Genomic DNA, 18,254 nt, shown 5'->3' with positions numbered 1-18,254 from the left:
AGGCCATTTAACATTTCGGGCCGCGCGCTGTAGACCGAGGACTGACGCCAGAATTCACTCGCGGGTGCAGACAATCTTTACGCAATCGGCCCATTGAGCAGCGGGACGAAGCGCACAGCACCGAGTACATGCCGGGAAAACCCGTTTTCTTCACGGATGATCAGCATCAGTTGCTGAACCTCGCCAGCACCCACCGGTATGACCAGCCGTCCTCCAGGTGCCAGTTGATCGAGCAGCGCCTGCGGCACATCGGTCGCGACCGCCGTCACGATGATGCCGTTGTAGGGCGCCAAAGCCGGCCACCCCTCCCAGCCGTCGCCCCAGCGGAAAACCACGTTGCGCAGGTTGAGTTCGACCAGCCGTTCCTTGGCGCGGTCCTGAAGGCCCTTGATGCGCTCGACCGAAAACACCCGCTCCACCAGTTGCGACAGCACGGCGGTCTGATAGCCGGAACCCGTGCCGATCTCCATGACCTTGTCGAGCGGCCCGGCTGCCAGCAGCAGCTCGCTCATCCGCGCAACCATGTAAGGCTGGGAAATGGTCTGGTTGTGGCCGATTGGCAGCGCAGTGTCTTCATAGGCGCGATGCGCCAGCGCTTCATCGACAAACAGGTGCCGGGGCGTCTTGCGGATAACGTCAAGCACACGCTCGTTGGCGATGCCTTCTTCGCACAGGCGCTGAATCAGGCGCTCGCGGGTTCGCTGCGAGGTCATCCCGATCCCGCGTCGTAGTAGATCATCCTGCTCGCGAGACATCAGCGCCGCCCCTCCAGCCAGTTGTTCAGGCTGCTGAAGCCGTCCTGACAGGTGCGATCCAGCTGTAGCGGGGTGATCGACACATAACCCTGCATGACCGCATGAAAGTCGGTCCCGGCACCGCCGTCCTCGACGTCGCCGGCAGCAGCGATCCAGTAACCGGCGCGACCCCGCGGATCGACCACCTTGACCGGCGCCGCAGCGCGGGCACGGTGGCCCAATCGGGTCAGTTGAATGCCGCGGATATGCTCCAGCGGCAGGTTCGGAATATTCACGTTCAGTACCGTGCGGGGTGGCAGGTCGAATTGCTCGTGGGCCTCGACCAGCAAACGCGCATAATGCGCCGCCGTCGCCAGGTTATCCGGCTGACGGGACAAAAACGAAAAAGCAAACGAGGGACGCTGCAGAAAACGCCCTTCAAGCGCTGCGGCGACCGTTCCGGAATACAGTACATCGTCGCCCAGATTGGCACCCAGATTGATGCCTGAAACCACCATCCCGGGCTCTCGCTCCAGCAGCCCGTGAATCCCCAGGTGCACGCAGTCGGTCGGCGTACCGTTGAGACTGATGAAGCCATTAGCCAGGGTTTGCGGGTGCAACGGCCGATCAAGTGTCAGCGAACTGCTGGCACCACTCTTGTCCTGATCAGGCGCGATCACCACGCACTCGGTATAGTCCGCCAGCGCCGCATAGAGCGCTGCAAGACCGGGCGAGTTCACCCCGTCATCATTTGATATCAGAATACGCATGGGCTGTCCGTCTGCCCAACCGGCACCAGATCAACGAGTTCGCGCACCAAAACAGTGGCAAAGCATCCGGGCGGAAGGACGAATTCCAGTTGCAGAATGTCAGGCTCGGGATAATGCCACGTCAGCCGCCCAATGGGCAGTCGCAGGATGCGACGTTCGTGCTCCATACCGGCCCGGACCAGCCAGTCGCGCAGCACCGACTCATCGTTGGCGATGGCGTTTTCCAGCGCTGCGGTGGCACCACCAGCTGGCGATGGGCCTTCACCCCACTGCGGGCCGGTGGGATGGAGGTCGAGAATGGCCAGTCGGGGGTCGCTGCATTCATCAACATCAGCCGGGAAAAAGCTGCGGCTGTCAGTGAACGCCAGCAAATCGCCTACCTGAGCCTTCTGCCAGCTGCCATCGGCAACACGCACTGCCAAGACCCGATTGAACAGGTAGCTGCGCGCGGTGGACAACAGCCGCGAACGCACTGCACGTTGTTCAGGCAGCGCCTTACGGCCTGCGTAATCGCGCGCCTCGCCCAGATTGCCGCCCTGATAGCCGAAACGCTGCACACCGAAATAGTTGGGTATGCCCTGCAGGGCGATGGTTTCAAGGCGTTGATTCAACGCCTCCTTGTCACCCTCCAGCTGGGTCAGCCTGAGCGTGAAACCATTGGCGGCGTGGGCACCGCGCTGCAATTTGCGCTTGTGTCGCCCGCTCTTGAGAATCTGCAGCGTAGCGTCCTGCGCGGCCGAAAGGTCTGGATCGGCCTTGCCCGGCAGCTGAATGCTGAACCATTGGCGGGTCAGCGCCTGGCGGTCTTTCAATCCGGCGTAACTGACCGTGCGCAACTGAACACCTGCGGCACGTGCCAGCCTGCGAGCGGCTTCCTCGGTGTTCAGGCCGCGCTTTTCGACCCACAGCCACAAGTGCTCGCCATCGTCGGACAGCGGGATATCGAGCACCTCGTCAACCTGAAAGTCTTCGGCTGTCGCCTTTAGGGCAGCACGGCCCAGTGCATCGCCGTAGGCCCGCGGGCCCAGCAGTTCGAGTTCGTTCATGCGCGCAGCAACAACGCGACAGCATGCACCGCAATGCCTTCTTCACGGCCGGTGAAGCCGAGTTTTTCCGTGGTCGTCGCTTTCACGTTCACCTGGTCCAGCTCCACGAGCAGATCCTCGGCGATCAACGCACGCATGGCGTCGATGTGCGGTGCCATTTTCGGTGCCTGGGCAACAATGGTGGCGTCGACATTGCCGACCTTCCAGCCTTTTTCGTGGATCTGCTTGAGCACATGACGCAGCAATACGCGGCTGTCAGCGCCTTTGAATTGTGGGTCTGTGTCCGGAAAGTGCTTGCCGATGTCGCCCAGCGCCGCCGCGCCCAGTAGCGCATCGCTCAGCGCATGCAGCAGGACATCGCCATCGGAGTGGGCCAGCAGGCCGAACCCGTGTGCAATCCGCACGCCGCCCAAGGTAATGAAATCGCCTTCAGCGAAACGGTGCACATCATAGCCATGGCCAATACGCATAAAAAAACGCCCTGAAAAAAGTCAGGGCGTGATTCTACCTGCTTTGGCGCGCGTTAGCTGTTCAAGGCTGCGGCGTGATGCCTGAGATGGTCTTCGATGAAACTGGAGATGAAGAAATAGCTGTGGTCGTAGCCAGGCTGCATCCGCAGTGTGAGCGGGTACTGCGCAGCTTTCGCGGCCTGGACCAGTACTTCAGGCTTGAGTTGATTGAGCAGAAAATCGTCACGATCGCCCTGATCGACCAGTGTCGGAAGTTTTTCCGCAGCCTCGGCAATCAACACGCTGGCATCCCATTCACGCCAGCGCGAGCGGTCTTCGCCCAGGTAACGCGAGAATGCCTTCTGGCCCCACGGGCAATCGATCGGACTGCTGGTCGGCGAAAATGCCGACACCGATTTGTAACGACCCGGATTGCGCAAGGCACACACCAGCGCGCCGTGACCGCCCATCGAATGGCCACTGATACTGCGGGCCTGTGAGGCCGGAAAGTGCGCTTCGACCAGTGCGGGCAACTCCTTGACCACGTAATCGTGCATTTGATAATGCCGTGCGTACGGCTGTTCGGTGGCATTGAGGTAGAAACCTGCGCCGTGACCGAAGTCCCAGGCACCCTCAGGGTCGTCCGGTACATCAGCACCGCGCGGGCTGGTATCAGGCGCCACGACGATAATGCCCAGCTCGGCTGCAAATCGCAGGGCCGCCGCTTTCTGCATGAAGTTTTCGTCCGTGCAGGTCAGGCCCGACAACCAATACAGCACGGGCAGCTTGCCACCCTGCTCTGCCTGTGGCGGCAGGTAAACGGCAAACACCATGTCGCAGCCCAGCACCTGAGAGTGATGCTTGTAACGCTTGTGCCAGCCACCGAAGCTTTTCTGGCACGAAATATTTTCCAAAGGCATAGAAGGGTCTCCAGCAATTAGCGGCAAGCTTCAAGCAGCAAGCTAAAAGCGGGCGCAAAGCTCGCTTGCCGCTTGAAGCTTGCCGCTGCTCCTCAAAAATGAATGACGGTGCGGATGCTTTTGCCTTCATGCATCAGGTCGAATGCCTTGTTGATGTCTTCCAGGCCCATTGTGTGGGTAATGAACGTGTCCAGCGGGATTTCGCCGGTCTGCGCCATGTCGACGTAGCTTGGCAATTCGGTACGACCACGTACGCCCCCGAACGCCGAACCGCGCCAGACGCGCCCGGTCACCAGTTGGAATGGACGGGTCGAGATCTCCTGACCGGCACCGGCCACGCCGATGATTACCGACTCACCCCAGCCCTTGTGGCAGGATTCCAGCGCTGAACGCATGAGCTGCACATTGCCGATGCACTCGAACGAAAAGTCGACGCCGCCATCAGTCATGTCAACAATGACTTCGTGGATCGGACGGTCGAAGTCCTTCGGATTGACGCAATCGGTCGCGCCGAGCTGTTTGGCGATCTCGAACTTGGCCGGGTTGATGTCGATGGCGATAATTCGCGCCGCCTTGGCTTTGACTGCGCCAATCACCGCCGAGAGGCCGATACCGCCCAGACCGAAGATCGCTACGGTATCGCCCGGCTTGACCTTGGCGGTGTTGAGCACTGCGCCAATACCGGTGGTGACGCCGCAACCCAGCAGGCAAACTTTTTCCAGCGGGGCTTTCTTGTCGATTTTGGCCACCGAGATTTCCGGCAGCACGGTGTACTCGGAGAAGGTCGAGGTGCCCATGTAGTGGAAAATCGGCTCGCCCTTATAAGAGAAGCGCGTGGTGCCATCCGGCATCAGGCCTTTGCCCTGAGTCGAACGGATCGCCTGACACAGGTTGGTTTTGCCCGACCGGCAGAATTTGCACTGACGGCATTCCGGGGTGTACAGCGGAATGACGTGATCACCGACCGCCACAGAGGTGACGCCCTCGCCAATGGCTTCGACAATCGCGCCGCCTTCATGGCCGAGAATCGACGGGAAGATCCCCTCAGGGTCGGCTCCGGAAAGCGTGTACGCATCGGTGTGGCAGACGCCGGATGCCACTACTTTGAGCAGCACTTCTCCCGCTTTGGGCATGGCGACATCGACTTCAACGATCTCCAGTGGCTTTTTGGCTTCAAAGGCGACAGCGGCGCGTGACTTGATCATCAATCTTCTCCGACGAGTAAAAACAAGGTTTGCAGTGTAGTACAGTGCCAATTGACGAGTAATACGACCAAAAGCAAAACATTAATGCTGTACAGGGATAATCGATGTACACCAATCGCTGGGAAGGTCTGGACGAGTTTGTCGCAGTCGCTGAATGCGGGCAGTTCACGGCGGCAGCGCTACGACTGGGCGTTTCTTCGTCACACGTCAGCCGCCAGATCGTGCGCCTTGAAGAACGCTTGCAGACTCGCCTGCTGTATCGCAGCACGCGCAAGGTGGCACTGACCGAGGCAGGCCAGACTTTTCTGCATCACTGTCAGCGCCTGCAGGACGGTCGCGAAGAAGCCTTGCGCGCGGTCGGTGATCTGGCCAGCGAGCCGAAAGGCCTGTTACGCATGACCTGCGCAGTGGCGTATGGCGAGCGCTTTATCACGCCCTTGGTGACCCGCTTCATTGAGCTGTATCCGCAGCTGCGCGTTGATATCGAACTGAGCAATGACACGCTGGATCTGGTTCATGAGGGCATGGACCTGGCGATTCGTCTGGGCCGACTGCAGGATTCGCGCATGGTCGCGACGCGCCTTGCGCCACGGCAAATGTACCTGTGCGCATCGCCTTCCTATCTCGAACGCTATGGACGACCGCACAGCCTGTCGGAACTGAGCCGCCATAATTGCCTGATCGGGGGCAGCGATACCTGGCAGTTGCAACAGAACGGCCGCGAGTTTTCCCAACGAGTACAAGGCAACTGGCGCTGCAACAGCGGGCAGGCCGTGCTGGATGCCGCATTGCAAGGGGTCGGGCTGTGTCAACTGCCCGATTATTACGTGCAAAAGCACCTCAAAGAAGGAGCGTTGGTGTCATTGCTGGAAGCGCATCAACCACCCAACACGGCCGTGTGGGCGCTTTACCCGCAACAACGTCACCTGTCGCCCAAAGTGCGCAAACTGGTGGATTATCTGAAAGAAGGGCTGGCGATGCAGGATGAATATCGCCAGTAGCGGCCGCTAACGGCCAAATTCGCTGCGACGCTGGCGCAGCCATTCCAGGTCTTCAGGGCGAGTGACCTTGATGTTGTCCGAGCGCCCTTCGATCAAACGCGGCGACTGCCCCGCCCACTCGATGGCCGATGCCTCGTCAGTGATGCTGACATTCGACACCAGGCTGTCGGTTAGGGCGCGGTGCAAGGCACCCAGGCGAAACATCTGCGGCGTGAACGCTTGCCAGATCAGGCTTCGGTCAACGGTCTCAACCACCCGGCCATCGCTGTCGGCACGCTTGAGGGTGTCGCGCGCCGGCACGGCCAACAGCCCTCCGACCGGGTCGCCTGCCAACTGACCGAGCAGGTTGTCCAGATCACTGCGCGCCAGATTCGGGCGCGCAGCGTCATGCACCAGCACCCAGTCGTCGTCACTTGCCCCCTGCGCATGCAGATGCAGCAGCGCGTTGAGCACCGAGCCGGAACGCTCGCGCCCGCCGTCTACCCGCTGGATACGCGAGTCATGCGCACAGGGCAACGCAGCCCAGTATGGATCGTCCACAGCCAGGCTGATCACCAGGCCCTTGAGCCTTGGATGATCGAGAAAGCAAAGCAGGCTGTGTTCAAGAATTGTCAGGCCGCCCAGTTGCAGGTATTGCTTGGGACGGTCAGCTGCCATGCGAGCACCGATGCCCGCCGCAGGTATCACTGCCCAGAAGGCAGGAAGAAAGTCAGTCATCGCACCCACTTGATCATTGCGCGAGCTGGTAAAGGGTTTCGCCCTCTTTGACCATGCCCAGTTCGTGCCGGGCGCGCTCTTCGACGGTTTCCAGACCTTTTTTCAATTCCATGACCTCGGCATCGAGCACACGGTTGCGCTCCAGCAGCACCTGATTTTCAGCATGCTGGTCGGCAATCTGCTGAGTCAGGCTGGCCACTTGCGCAAGGCTTCCGTTACCAACCCAAAGGCGGTACTGCAAGCCAGCCAGCAACAAGAGCAGGATAAGGAACAACCAGTTAGGACTGCGCATTGAAATATCAGGTACCCAGTAAAAAAGACAGCAGAGCCAACGTGAAGAACAAATGACCGAGGGCATTGAGCCTGACATAAGCCAGGCTCAATCACTCCAGATTACCGCGGAGCGTCAGCATCGCAACTGCAAGGGCGGGCCATGAAGCACGACCTGATGCAGCACTCTGCGTCTTTTACCATCTATGGCTCAGCCGCGAAACTCGGCACGACCACGATACACAGCTTTGGAGCCCAATTGCTCCTCGATGCGCAGCAGTTGGTTGTACTTGGAAACACGGTCGGAACGGCACAGCGACCCGGTCTTGATCTGACCGGCAGAGGTGCCCACAGCCAGGTCGGCGATGGTCGAATCTTCGGTTTCACCGGAGCGGTGGGAGATGATGGCGGTGTAACCGGCAGCCTTGGCCATGTGAATGGCTTCCAGCGTTTCGGTCAAGGTACCGATCTGGTTGAACTTGATCAGGATCGAGTTGGCGATGTTCTTGTCGATGCCTTCTTTCAGGATCTTGGTGTTGGTCACGAACAGGTCGTCACCGACCAGTTGGACCTTCTCGCCGATCTTGTCGGTGAGGACTTTCCAGCCGTCCCAATCGGACTCGTCCAGACCGTCTTCGATGGAGATGATCGGGTGCTTGCGGGTCAGTTCGGCAAGGTATTCGGCAAAATCGGCAGAGCTGTACTCGCCTTCTTCGCTGAGCGTGTACTTGCCGTTCTTGTAGAACTCGCTCGCCGCGCAGTCCAGCGCCAGGGTCACGTCAGTGCCCAGCGTGTAACCTGCATTGGCAACGGCCTCGGCGATAGCGTCGAGTGCTTCTTTGTTGGAAGCCAGGTTCGGGGCGAAACCACCTTCATCACCGACCGCGGTGTTCAGGCCACGCGCCTTGAGCACGGCCTTGAGGTGATGGAAAATCTCGGTGCCCCAGCGCAGCGCTTCAGCGAAGCTTTTGGCGCCGACCGGCTGAATCATGAATTCCTGGATGTCGATGTTGTTATCGGCATGCTCGCCACCGTTGATGATGTTCATCATCGGAACCGGCATGGAATAAACGCCCGGGGTGCCATTGAGGTTGGCGATGTGCGCATACAGCGGCAGGTCCTGATCCTGTGCAGCCGCCTTGGCCGCCGCCAGGGAGACGGCGAGGATCGCGTTGGCGCCCAGGCTTGCCTTGTTCTCGGTAGCGTCCAGCGCGATCATCGCGTGATCCAGCGCTTTCTGGTCAACCGGGTCTTTGCCCAGCAGCAGATCACGGATCGGACCGTTAATATTCGCAACAGCCTTCAGAACACCCTTGCCCATGTAACGGCTCTTGTCGCCATCACGCAGCTCCAGCGCTTCGCGCGAGCCGGTTGAAGCACCGGACGGCGCGCAGGCGCTGCCGATGATGCCGTTATCGAGGAGCACATCTGCTTCCACGGTGGGATTGCCACGGGAGTCGAGAACTTCACGACCTTTGATGTCGACGATTTTTGCCATTGTTGTAAACACTCCAAGATTGACGAAAACGACGCAGCTGGGGAAACAATGCTCGCAGTCAGGCGCAGAAAAAGGCAGGCCCGAATGCGACAACCCCGTCACGAATGACGGGGAACGCACTTTACCGGAGAACCCTGATCAAGCGGTCTCTACGATCGGAAAACTTTTCACAAGTTCATCCAGTGACTTGAGCTGGGCCAGGAACGGCTCCAGCTTGTCCAGACGCAAGGCACATGGGCCATCGCACTTGGCGTTGTCAGGATCGGGATGCGCTTCAAGGAACAAACCGGCCAGGTTCTGGCTGATGCCGGCCTTGGCCAGATCCAGCACCTGGGCACGACGACCACCGGCAGAATCGGAGCGACCACCCGGCATCTGCAGCGCGTGAGTGACGTCGAACAGCACCGGGTATTCGAACTGCTTCATGATGCCGAAGCCGAGCATGTCCACCACCAGGTTGTTGTAACCGAAGCTGGAACCACGCTCGCAAAGAATCAACTGATCGTTACCCGCCTCTTCACACTTGGTCAGGATGTGTTTCATTTCCTGCGGTGCGAGAAACTGGGCTTTCTTGATGTTGATGATTGCGCCGGTCTTCGCCATCGCAACGACCAGGTCTGTCTGACGCGACAGAAACGCCGGCAGCTGGATGATGTCGCACACTTCAGCCACCACGGCAGCCTGATGAGGCTCGTGCACGTCGGTGATCAGCGGCACGTTGAAGGTGCGCTTGATCTCTTCGAAAATACGCATGCCTTCTTCAAGGCCCGGCCCGCGGTAGGAATTCACCGAAGAGCGGTTGGCCTTGTCGAAGCTGGCCTTGAACACGTAAGGGATACCGAGCTTTTCGGTCACCCTTACGTACTCTTCACAGACCTGCATGGCCATATCCCGGGATTCGAGTACGTTCATGCCGCCGAACACCACCATCGGCTTGTCGTTGGCGATCTCGATCGAACCTGTGCGGATGATTTTCTGAGCCATGTGTGAAGTCCCTGTCAGGAATTTTTCTGATGTTGAGCCAGCGCCGCCTTGACGAAACCGCTGAACAGCGGATGCCCGTCACGCGGCGTGGAGGTGAACTCCGGGTGAAACTGGCACGCGACGAACCACGGATGATCCGGCGCTTCGACCACTTCAACCAGCGCGCCGTCGCCGGAGCGACCGGAAATCTTCATGCCAGCCTCGATCAGTTGCGGCAACAGGTTGTTGTTCACTTCGTAGCGATGACGATGACGCTCGACAATCACGTCCTTGCGGTAGCAATCGTGCACCAGCGAACCGGCTTCAAGCTGGCAATCCTGTGCACCCAGACGCATGGTGCCGCCCAGATCGGAGCTTTCGGTGCGGGTTTCGACTGCGCCGGTAGCATCTTCCCACTCGGTGATCAGGCCAACCACAGCGTGCGCGCTGGTGCGGTCGAATTCGGTGGAGTTGGCGTCTTTCCAGCCCAGCACGTTACGGGCGAACTCGATGACCGCCACTTGCATGCCCAGGCAGATGCCCAGGTACGGAACCTTGTTTTCACGTGCGAACTGAACGGCGGTGATCTTGCCTTCAACGCCGCGCAGACCAAAGCCGCCTGGAACCAGAATCGCATCCACGCCTTCAAGCAGGCCGGTGCCCTGGTTTTCGATGTCTTCTGAGTCGATGTAACGCAGGTTCACCTTGGTGCGATTGGTGATACCGGCGTGGCTCATGGCTTCGATCAACGACTTGTAGGCGTCGAGCAGTTCCATGTACTTGCCGACCATCGCGATGGTGACTTCGTGTTCCGGGTTGAGCTTGGCATCGACCACCTTGTCCCACTCGGACAGGTCGGCACCACCACACTGCAGGCCAAAGCGCTCGACGACAAAATCGTCCAGCCCCTGCGAATGCAGGATGCCCGGGATCTTGTAGATGGTGTCGGCGTCTTCGAGGGCAATGACTGCGCGCTCTTCGACGTTGGTGAACTGAGCGATCTTGCGGCGCGAGGAAATGTCGATCGGGTGATCGGAGCGGCAGACCAGTACATCCGGCTGCAGACCGATGGAGCGCAATTCCTTGACCGAATGCTGAGTTGGCTTGGTTTTGGTCTCGCCGGCCGTGGCGATGTACGGCACCAGTGTCAGGTGCATGAGCATCGCGCGGCGGGCGCCGACTTCAAAACGCAACTGGCGGATGGCTTCAAGAAACGGCTGCGACTCGATGTCACCGACCGTACCGCCTATTTCGACCAGGGCCACGTCGGCATCGCCAGCACCCTTGATGATGCGGCGCTTGATTTCGTCGGTGATGTGCGGAATGACCTGAATGGTCGCGCCCAGATAATCACCACGGCGCTCTTTGCGCAGGACGTGTTCGTACACACGGCCAGTGGTGAAGTTGTTGTTTTGGGTCATGGTGGTGCGGATAAACCGCTCGTAGTGACCAAGGTCGAGGTCGGTTTCAGCGCCGTCGTGGGTGACAAACACCTCACCGTGCTGGAACGGACTCATGGTGCCTGGGTCCACGTTGATATAGGGGTCCAGTTTCAGCATGGTGACCTTGAGTCCCCGCGCCTCCAGGATGGCCGCCAGTGAAGCCGAGGCAATGCCTTTCCCCAATGAAGAAACAACACCGCCCGTGACGAAGATGTAGCGCGTCATGAAAAACCCTAGAAGTCTGCGTTAAAGCGGTCGGAGCCGCCGGGGAAAGCGAAGGAAGGCCGAAGCCCCCGATTACCGACAAAATTCACGGTGCACTCCCGAAACTGCTGCGTTGAAACCGACCGGCCGAAGCCAGCGAGGTGTGCGCTACATTTTAAGAATTACCCAGTAAACACTGGTTGGTAACCGGCAACTTGCGTTGTTTCAAAAGAACCAACAGAAGTTGTATCAAGAAGGGAGCGTAGTCTACCGGAAAGGGGCTTTCAGCTCAAACTTTGGTCGCCGGTCGGTGCAACCCAGCGCAAACGCCAGCGTTCATTGGGTGAACCGTCCAGTCCGGGCAGGTTGGCGACGGCCAGAAGCTCGTTATCCCGGTACAGCAGCGGCAATCTGCCGCGCAGAAATGCCGGCACCGCGTGCTCATTGAGCAGCCGCTTGAGATCACGGCTGCCACGCCCGCTGAGGTGCATCACCTCAGCGCCCTGACGATAGCGGACACTCAGGCCGCCTGACGGCGCTTCACCTTCCAGGCTCACCTGACCGTTTTCGGGAAGGTCCAGCGGCGCGCGCGGGTCGGCCCAGTTCACTGCCTCGCTGCCCGCCTGCTCCCAGCCAGCGGGTAGCCACCAGATACAACCCTGCGCCCGGTGCAAAGCCCCATCGGCCAGCCGCCACAATGGACGAGCATCCTGAGCGGCGTCGCGCAGCGCTTCCCAGCCAGCCCAGTGATCGGTGTCCGGCAGGCGGGTCAGCGGCGCGAGCCAGTGACGCATGACGTTGCGTTGCCGCGCGCCAGACAACCGGGCAATAGGCCCCAGGCTCAGCACCGGCAAGCCAAGCCAGGCAAACGGCGTTGTCGCCTGCGCACTGGCAACGTCCTGCGCCGCGAGTTCGTCCAGCAGTTGCTGAGCCTCAGCGAGATGACCAGCGGTGCGCGCCAGACTGGCAGTCGCCTGCGGCCATCTGGACGTCAGCAGTGGCAGCACCTGGCTGCGCAGAAAATTGCGCGAGAACTGCTGATCGTCATTGCTGGGGTCTTCAACCCATCTCAGGCCCTGCTGGCGGGCGTAGCTTTCCAGTTCGACTCGCGACACTCCCAGCAACGGCCTTGCCAGATGCCCTCGACCGAGCCTGCGCTGCTCGGGCATGGCCGCCAGACCGCGCACACCGGCACCGCGCAGCAGGCGGAACAACAGGGTTTCCGCCTGATCGTCACGGTGCTGGCCGGTCAGCAATACATCGCCTTCGCCCAGCCTGTCAGTGAACGCGGTGTAACGCGCCTGCCGAGCGGCCTGCTCCAGACTTGCACCGGGCTCGACCGTTACCCGAACCAGCTCAAACGCCACATCCAGCGCCTGACAAACCTGACGACAATGCTCCGGCCACGCATCGGCAACGGCCTGCAGGCCGTGATGAACGTGGATAGCGTGTAACGCAGGGAGGTTTTCGCGGGTGGCGAGTTCAGCCAGAAGATGCAGCAGCACGGTGGAATCCAGGCCGCCAGAGAAACCGACGTACCAGGTTGGCGCAGTGCGCCAGGGCGCCAGGGCTTGCAGAAGCCTGGCGCAAAGATCATGACCGCTGTGCATGGAGGTGGTCACTGGTGTTTTCACTCAGCTTCGCGTGCTCGCGAAGTCGATGCCCCGGCTGATACATCCCAAGCGGGATGTATCAGCACGAGAAACGACGTTAGAGACCGTAGCTCATCAGGCGATCATAACGGCGGGCCAAAAGCGCGTCGTTATCGAATGCCTTGAGCATCGCCAACTGACTGCTCAGCTCTTCACGAATCAATGCAGCGGCGGCAACCGGGTCGCGATGCGCGCCGCCCAGAGGCTCGGCGATGACCTTGTCGACGATGCCCAGGCCTTTCAGGCGGTCCGCCGTGATGCCCATGGCTTCAGCAGCATCGGGCGCCTTCTCGGCGGTTTTCCACAGAATCGACGCGCAGCCTTCCGGAGAGATCACGGCGTAAGTCGAGTACTGCAGCATGTTCAACTGGTCGCAGACGCCAATGGCCAATGCACCACCGGAACCGCCCTCACCGATAACGGTGGCGATGATCGGGGTTTTCAGTCGCGCCATGACGCGCAGGTTCCAGGCGATCGCTTCGCTCTGGTTGCGCTCTTCCGCATCGATACCCGGATAAGCGCCCGGGGTGTCGATAAACGTCAGGATCGGCATCTTGAAGCGCTCTGCCATTTCCATCAGACGGCAAGCCTTGCGGTAGCCTTCAGGGCGCGGCATGCCGAAATTGCGACGAACCTTTTCGCGTACTTCACGGCCTTTCTGGTGGCCGATGATCATCACCGGCTGGTTGTCCAGACGGGCAATGCCGCCAACGATGGCAGCGTCATCGGAGAAGTGACGGTCGCCGTGCAACTCATCGAACTCGGTAAAAATGTTTTCGATGTAGTCCAGCGTGTACGGACGACGCGGATGACGCGCCATGCGCGCGATCTGCCAACTGGTCAGGTTGCCGAAAATGCTTTCGGTAAGCGTCTTGCTCTTGTCTTGCAGCCGGGAGATCTCGTCGCCGATGTTCAGCGAGTTGTCATTGCCCACCAAGCGCAGTTCTTCGATTTTGGCCTGCAAGTCAGCGATAGGCTGTTCGAAATCAAGAAAATTCGGGTTCATAGGCATCCGTCTTGGGTCGACGGCCAAGAGGCCGGCCGGTTGATCCGTCTGCGCCTTTCCTGTTCGGAACAGGCGCGGTCAGGTCGAAATTAAAATTCAGGGTTGAGCGCAGATCAAGCCTGCGGCGTTCAACGATACTGGAGAAAGACGTTCTCACGTCCGAACTGGTCACGCAGAGCTTGAATCAAGCTGTCTGCGGGATCAATACGCCAGGCTTCTCCCAATTGCAGCAATGCCCGGGCGTCCTGCCCGGTGTAATCCACGGTGATCGGACAAGCACCGCGATGGCGCTTGCACAAATCGCCGAGCCAGCGCAGTCGATCACCCTTGAGCGCGTCGGCATGCACCGTCACGCGCAGGCTCTCGGCCAGGTTGGTGCGCGCATCTTCGATGCTCATCACCCGTTTGGCGCGCAACCGCAGGCCACCGGAAAAGTCATCGTTACTGACTTCGCCCTCGACCACTACCATAGCATCGGTCTGCAACAGTGACTGGGCCGAGTGAAACGCTTCGGCGAACAAAGACGCTTCAATACGCGCCGAGCGATCGTCCAGGGTGATGAACCCCATCTTGTCGCCCTTCTTGTTTTTCATCACGCGCAAGGCAATGATCAGGCCTGCAACCGTCTGAGTGTCCCTGGCGGGCTTGAGGTCGATGATTCGCTGCCGGGCGAAGCGGCGGATCTCGCCTTCGTATTCATCGATCGGGTGCCCGGTCAGGTACAGCCCCAGGGTTTCCTTCTCACCGCGCAGACGATCCTTGAGGCTCAACTCGCGGGTCTTGCGATGATTGGCGTAAACGTCGGCATCCGCTTCGACGAACAGGCCGCCAAACAGGTCCGAATGGCCGCTGTCGTGACTGCGGGCGGTCTGCTCGGCGGCTTGAATGGCCTCTTCCAGCGCTGCCAGCAATACCGAACGGTTACGGTCGATACTGGCCTGATAGGCCTTGGGCTCCAGCTCGAAGTACGGGCCCAGACGGTCCAGCGCGCCACTGCGAATCAGGCCGTCCAGCGTTCGTTTGTTGATTCTTTTGAGGTCGACACGCGCACAGAAATCGAACAGGTCCTTGAACGGCCCCTTTTGACGCGCATCGGTAATGGCTTCGACCGGCCCCTCACCCACACCCTTGATTGCGCCCAGCCCGTAGAGAATGCGGCCGTCGTCGCTTACCGTGAACTTGAACTCCGAGGTGTTCACGTCCGGTGCGTCGAGGCGCAGCTTCATCGTGCGCACCTCTTCGATCAAGGTCACGACCTTGTCGGTGTTGTGCATGTCCGCCGACAACACGGCGGCCATGAACGGCGCCGGGTAGTGGGTTTTCAGCCAGGCCGTCTGATACGACACCAGCCCGTAGGCTGCCGAGTGAGACTTGTTGAAACCGTAACCGGCGAATTTTTCCACCAGGTCGAAAATGTTACCGGCCAGATCCGGCTCGATGTTGTTCGACTTGCAGCCATCAATAAAACCGCCGCGCTGCTTGGCCATTTCCTCGGGCTTTTTCTTGCCCATCGCACGGCGCAGCATGTCCGCACCGCCGAGGGTGTAACCGGCCATGACCTGAGCAATCTGCATCACCTGTTCCTGGTACAGAATGATGCCGTAGGTCGGCGCCAGTACTGGCTTTAGGCCTTCGTACTGGTAGTCGACGTGCGGGTAGGACAACTCGGCGCGACCGTGCTTGCGGTTGATGAAGTCGTCTACCATGCCCGATTGCAGCGGGCCGGGACGGAACAACGCCACCAGTGCGATAAGGTCTTCCAGGCAGTCGGGCTTGAGCTTTTTGATCAGCTCTTTCATGCCGCGCGACTCAAGCTGGAACACCGCCGTGGTTTCGGCGCGCTGCAACAACTGATAGGTCGGCAGGTCGTCGAGCGGGATAAACGCGATGTCCAGCGGCGCTTCGTCGACCTTGGCGCGCTCGCGGTTGATGGTCTTGAGCGCCCAGTCGATGATGGTCAGGGTGCGCAGACCGAGGAAGTCGAACTTCACCAGCCCCGCTGCCTCGACATCGTCCTTGTCGAACTGGGTTACCAGACCGTCACCGGCCTCGTCGCAATAGATTGGCGAGAAGTCGGTCAGCTTGGTCGGGGCGATTACCACGCCCCCGGCGTGCTTGCCCACGTTACGCACAATGCCTTCAAGCTTGCGCGCCATTTCCCAGATTTCAGCGGCCTCTTCATCGACCTTGAGAAAGTCGCGGAGAATCTCTTCCTGTTCGTATGCCTTTTCGAGGGTCATGCCGACTTCAAAGGGGATCATCTTCGACAGACGATCCGCCAGCCCGTAGGACTTGCCCTGCACTCGCGCCACGTCGCGCACCACCGCCTTGGCCGCCATGGAACCGAACGTGATGATCTGGCTGACCGCATTGCGCCCGTACTTTTCGGCCACGTATTCGATGACCCGATCACGACCGTCCATGCAGAAGTCGACGTCGAAGTCGGGCATGGAAACCCGCTCCGGGTTCAGGAACCGCTCGAACAGCAGGTCGTATTCCAGCGGATCAAGGTCGGTGATCTTCTGCACATAAGCCACCAGCGACCCGGCACCCGAACCACGGCCTGGCCCCACCGGGACGCCGTTGCTCTTGGCCCACTGAATGAAGTCCATAACGATCAGGAAGTAACCGGGAAACCCCATCTGGATGATGATATCCAGCTCAAAATTCAGCCGATCGACATACACCTGACGTTTGGTTTCGTAATCTTCAGTGGTGTCCCTGGGCATCAGGACGGCGAGCCGCTCCTCCAGACCGTCGAAGGACACCTTGCGGAAATACTCATCGATGGTCATGCCATCGGGAATCGGGAAGTTGGGCAAGAAGTGAGTGCCCAGCTTGACGTCGATGTTGCAGCGTTTGGCAATCTCGACCGTGTTTTCCAGCGCCTCGGGCAGATCACTGAACAGCTCGGCCATTTCTTCCGGGCTTTTCAGGTACTGCTGATCGCTGTAGTTGTGCGAGCGCCGCGGATCGTCCAGCGCACGGCCTTCGCCGATGCAAACGCGGGTCTCGTGCGCCTCAAAATCGGTCTGATTGATGAAGCGCACATCGTTGGTCGCGACCAGCGGTGCACCGTGGCGCTCGGCCAAGGCAACCGCGGCGTGCAGATGCTCCTCATCATTGGCGCGATTGGTACGCTGCACTTCGATGTAGAAGCGGTCCGGAAACACGGCCAGCCATTCGCGCAGCAACTCGTCCGCTTCTGCGGGGTTGCCACCGAGCAGCGCCATGCCGATCTCGCCTTCCTTGGCTGCAGACAGGGCAATCACCCCCTCGCTGGCCTGCGCGACCCACTGGCGCTGGATGACGATCTGACCGTTGCGCTGACCCTCGATGAAACCACGGGAAATCAGCTCGGTCAGGTTGCGGTAGCCCTGGGCATTCATGGCCAGCAGGCTGATGCGACTGAGCGCGGCGTCTTCGTCGCGGCCGGCCAGCCACAGATCGACGCCACAGATCGGCTTGATCCCGGAGCCCTGAGCGGCCTTGTAGAACTTGACCAGCGAACACATGTTGTTCTGATCGGTCACCGCCACGGCAGGCATGTTCATGCTGGTCAGCGACTTGATCAACGGTTTGACCCGGACCAGACCGTCAACCAGCGAGTACTCGGTGTGCAGGCGTAGATGAACGAAAGAAGCCGGCATGGTGATCCTATAAAACGCGAAAATACAAAAAAACGAAGGGCAGGATTGTAGCTGGCCCGAGATGAAACGTCAGTCTTGCAACAGACCGACCGGTAACGGGATCGAACCGCCGAGCATGATGGCCGCACGCGCTTCATGGGCCGCACGCACTGGCCCGAAAGAACGCCGATGAATAGGCGTAGGCCCGAGCCGGGCCAGCGCCTCAAGGTGCACCGGCGTAGGATAACCCTTGTGCCCACCGATGCCATAACCCGGATAAATCAGCTCGAGCGCAGCCATTTCACGATCGCGGCTCACTTTGGCGAGAATCGATGCGGCGGCAATGGCTGGCACCTTGGAGTCACCCTTGACCACCGGCGCTGAGGGCACCGACAGTTGCGGGCAGCGATTGCCGTCGATCAGGGCCAGTTTCGGGGTGATGCTCAACCCTTCGACGGCGCGCTTCATGGCCAGCATCGTGGCATGCAAGATGTTCAACTGGTCGATTTCTTCAACCTCAGCCCGGGCTATAAACCAGCACAGGGCTTTTTCCTGAATCTCGACAAACAGCTTTTCGCGTTTGGCTTCGGTCAGTTTCTTGGAGTCATTGAGCCCGAGAATAGGCCTGGCGGGGTCAAGAATGACTGCAGCGGTCACCACTGCGCCGCACAACGGGCCGCGACCGACTTCGTCAACGCCTGCGACCAGGTCCTCGACAAGGGTGAAATCCAGACCTGTTTGCATGGTT

Annotated in this window: 16 protein-coding genes; 1 reads left to right on the top strand and 15 read right to left on the bottom strand. The window is 59.9% G+C overall.

Annotated elements, in window-relative coordinates:
- Positions 1-77 precede the first annotated feature (77 nt).
- The 6 genes from DW49_RS0112775 to DW49_RS0112750 form a co-directional block, all read right to left on the bottom strand.
- Positions 78-713 carry a protein-L-isoaspartate(D-aspartate) O-methyltransferase gene (locus DW49_RS0112775; RefSeq protein ID WP_003377850.1) on the bottom strand — a complete coding sequence of 212 codons (636 nt, stop codon included), beginning with the start codon at positions 711-713 and terminating at the stop codon, positions 78-80.
- A 41-nt stretch (positions 714-754) separates the two neighbouring features.
- Positions 755-1,504 carry a 5'/3'-nucleotidase SurE gene (gene surE, locus DW49_RS0112770; protein WP_005616019.1) on the bottom strand — a complete coding sequence of 250 codons (750 nt, stop codon included), beginning with the start codon at positions 1,502-1,504 and terminating at the stop codon, positions 755-757.
- Complete coding sequence (gene truD, locus DW49_RS0112765; RefSeq protein WP_005616017.1) at positions 1,492-2,550, bottom strand: tRNA pseudouridine(13) synthase TruD; 1,059 nt, start codon at positions 2,548-2,550, stop codon at positions 1,492-1,494. Before truD ends, surE begins: the two co-directional genes overlap by 13 nt.
- Positions 2,547-3,020, bottom strand: a complete 474-nt coding sequence (ispF, locus tag DW49_RS0112760) for a 2-C-methyl-D-erythritol 2,4-cyclodiphosphate synthase (protein WP_003377844.1) — start codon at positions 3,018-3,020, stop codon at positions 2,547-2,549. Before ispF ends, truD begins: the two co-directional genes overlap by 4 nt.
- Positions 3,021-3,073: 53 nt before the next feature.
- Positions 3,074-3,919, bottom strand: a complete 846-nt coding sequence (gene fghA / locus DW49_RS0112755; RefSeq protein ID WP_005616013.1) for an S-formylglutathione hydrolase — start codon at positions 3,917-3,919, stop codon at positions 3,074-3,076.
- A 92-nt stretch (positions 3,920-4,011) separates the two neighbouring features.
- Positions 4,012-5,124 carry an S-(hydroxymethyl)glutathione dehydrogenase/class III alcohol dehydrogenase gene (locus tag DW49_RS0112750; RefSeq protein WP_005616010.1) on the bottom strand — a complete coding sequence of 371 codons (1,113 nt, stop codon included), beginning with the start codon at positions 5,122-5,124 and terminating at the stop codon, positions 4,012-4,014.
- A 104-nt stretch (positions 5,125-5,228) separates the two neighbouring features.
- Here DW49_RS0112750 and DW49_RS0112745 point away from each other — a divergent pair, with 104 nt between their 5' ends.
- Positions 5,229-6,125, top strand: a complete 897-nt coding sequence (locus DW49_RS0112745; protein WP_005616009.1) for a LysR family transcriptional regulator — start codon at positions 5,229-5,231, stop codon at positions 6,123-6,125.
- Positions 6,126-6,131: 6 nt separating this feature from the next.
- Here DW49_RS0112745 and ispD read toward each other — a convergent pair whose 3' ends face one another.
- The 9 genes from ispD to rnhB all read right to left on the bottom strand — a co-directional run bounded on the left by ispD (position 6,132) and on the right by rnhB (position 18,250).
- Positions 6,132-6,842 carry a 2-C-methyl-D-erythritol 4-phosphate cytidylyltransferase gene (gene ispD, locus DW49_RS0112740; protein ID WP_024421273.1) on the bottom strand — a complete coding sequence of 237 codons (711 nt, stop codon included), beginning with the start codon at positions 6,840-6,842 and terminating at the stop codon, positions 6,132-6,134.
- A 13-nt stretch (positions 6,843-6,855) separates the two neighbouring features.
- Positions 6,856-7,134, bottom strand: coding sequence for a cell division protein FtsB (gene ftsB / locus DW49_RS0112735; protein ID WP_003377835.1), 279 nt, complete (start codon positions 7,132-7,134; stop codon positions 6,856-6,858).
- 189 nt (positions 7,135-7,323) lie between these two features.
- Complete coding sequence (gene eno, locus DW49_RS0112730) at positions 7,324-8,610, bottom strand: phosphopyruvate hydratase (RefSeq protein WP_005616004.1); 1,287 nt, start codon at positions 8,608-8,610, stop codon at positions 7,324-7,326.
- Between the two features lie 138 nt (positions 8,611-8,748).
- Entirely contained in the window at positions 8,749-9,594 is an 846-nt protein-coding gene (gene kdsA, locus DW49_RS0112725; RefSeq protein ID WP_003377831.1) for a 3-deoxy-8-phosphooctulonate synthase, read from the bottom strand.
- Positions 9,595-9,608: 14 nt separating this feature from the next.
- Positions 9,609-11,240: a CTP synthase gene (locus DW49_RS0112720; protein WP_024420439.1), complete on the bottom strand. Its 1,632-nt coding sequence runs from the start codon at positions 11,238-11,240 to the stop codon at positions 9,609-9,611.
- A 263-nt stretch (positions 11,241-11,503) separates the two neighbouring features.
- Positions 11,504-12,829, bottom strand: a complete 1,326-nt coding sequence (gene tilS, locus DW49_RS0112715) for a tRNA lysidine(34) synthetase TilS (protein ID WP_081591434.1) — start codon at positions 12,827-12,829, stop codon at positions 11,504-11,506.
- Between the two features lie 100 nt (positions 12,830-12,929).
- Positions 12,930-13,877 carry an acetyl-CoA carboxylase carboxyl transferase subunit alpha gene (accA, locus tag DW49_RS0112710; protein ID WP_003377825.1) on the bottom strand — a complete coding sequence of 316 codons (948 nt, stop codon included), beginning with the start codon at positions 13,875-13,877 and terminating at the stop codon, positions 12,930-12,932.
- Positions 13,878-14,005: 128 nt separating this feature from the next.
- Positions 14,006-17,527 (bottom strand): DNA polymerase III subunit alpha, encoded by a 3,522-nt coding sequence (dnaE, locus tag DW49_RS0112705; protein WP_005615998.1) that lies wholly within the window; start codon positions 17,525-17,527, stop codon positions 14,006-14,008.
- A 69-nt stretch (positions 17,528-17,596) separates the two neighbouring features.
- Entirely contained in the window at positions 17,597-18,250 is a 654-nt protein-coding gene (gene rnhB, locus DW49_RS0112700; RefSeq protein ID WP_005615997.1) for a ribonuclease HII, read from the bottom strand.
- Between the last annotated feature and the right edge of the window lie 4 nt (positions 18,251-18,254).

It is taken from the genome of Pseudomonas avellanae BPIC 631 (genome assembly GCF_000444135.1).
GTDB lineage: Bacteria > Pseudomonadota > Gammaproteobacteria > Pseudomonadales > Pseudomonadaceae > Aquipseudomonas > Aquipseudomonas avellanae.
This window is presented reverse-complemented; position numbering and strand designations above follow the sequence as displayed.

Coding starts and splice junctions, on each gene's coding strand:
- DW49_RS0112775 (WP_003377850.1), bottom strand. CDS start 713: ATGACCTCGCAGCGAACCCGCGAGCGCCTGATTCAGCGCCTGTGCGAA.
- surE (WP_005616019.1), bottom strand. CDS start 1,504: ATGCGTATTCTGATATCAAATGATGACGGGGTGAACTCGCCCGGTCTT.
- truD (WP_005616017.1), bottom strand. CDS start 2,550: ATGAACGAACTCGAACTGCTGGGCCCGCGGGCCTACGGCGATGCACTG.
- ispF (WP_003377844.1), bottom strand. CDS start 3,020: ATGCGTATTGGCCATGGCTATGATGTGCACCGTTTCGCTGAAGGCGAT.
- fghA (WP_005616013.1), bottom strand. CDS start 3,919: ATGCCTTTGGAAAATATTTCGTGCCAGAAAAGCTTCGGTGGCTGGCAC.
- DW49_RS0112750 (WP_005616010.1), bottom strand. CDS start 5,124: ATGATCAAGTCACGCGCCGCTGTCGCCTTTGAAGCCAAAAAGCCACTG.
- DW49_RS0112745 (WP_005616009.1), top strand. CDS start 5,229: ATGTACACCAATCGCTGGGAAGGTCTGGACGAGTTTGTCGCAGTCGCT.
- ispD (WP_024421273.1), bottom strand. CDS start 6,842: ATGACTGACTTTCTTCCTGCCTTCTGGGCAGTGATACCTGCGGCGGGC.
- ftsB (WP_003377835.1), bottom strand. CDS start 7,134: ATGCGCAGTCCTAACTGGTTGTTCCTTATCCTGCTCTTGTTGCTGGCT.
- eno (WP_005616004.1), bottom strand. CDS start 8,610: ATGGCAAAAATCGTCGACATCAAAGGTCGTGAAGTTCTCGACTCCCGT.
- kdsA (WP_003377831.1), bottom strand. CDS start 9,594: ATGGCTCAGAAAATCATCCGCACAGGTTCGATCGAGATCGCCAACGAC.
- DW49_RS0112720 (WP_024420439.1), bottom strand. CDS start 11,240: ATGACGCGCTACATCTTCGTCACGGGCGGTGTTGTTTCTTCATTGGGG.
- tilS (WP_081591434.1), bottom strand. CDS start 12,829: ATGCACAGCGGTCATGATCTTTGCGCCAGGCTTCTGCAAGCCCTGGCG.
- accA (WP_003377825.1), bottom strand. CDS start 13,877: ATGAACCCGAATTTTCTTGATTTCGAACAGCCTATCGCTGACTTGCAG.
- dnaE (WP_005615998.1), bottom strand. CDS start 17,527: ATGCCGGCTTCTTTCGTTCATCTACGCCTGCACACCGAGTACTCGCTG.
- rnhB (WP_005615997.1), bottom strand. CDS start 18,250: ATGCAAACAGGTCTGGATTTCACCCTTGTCGAGGACCTGGTCGCAGGC.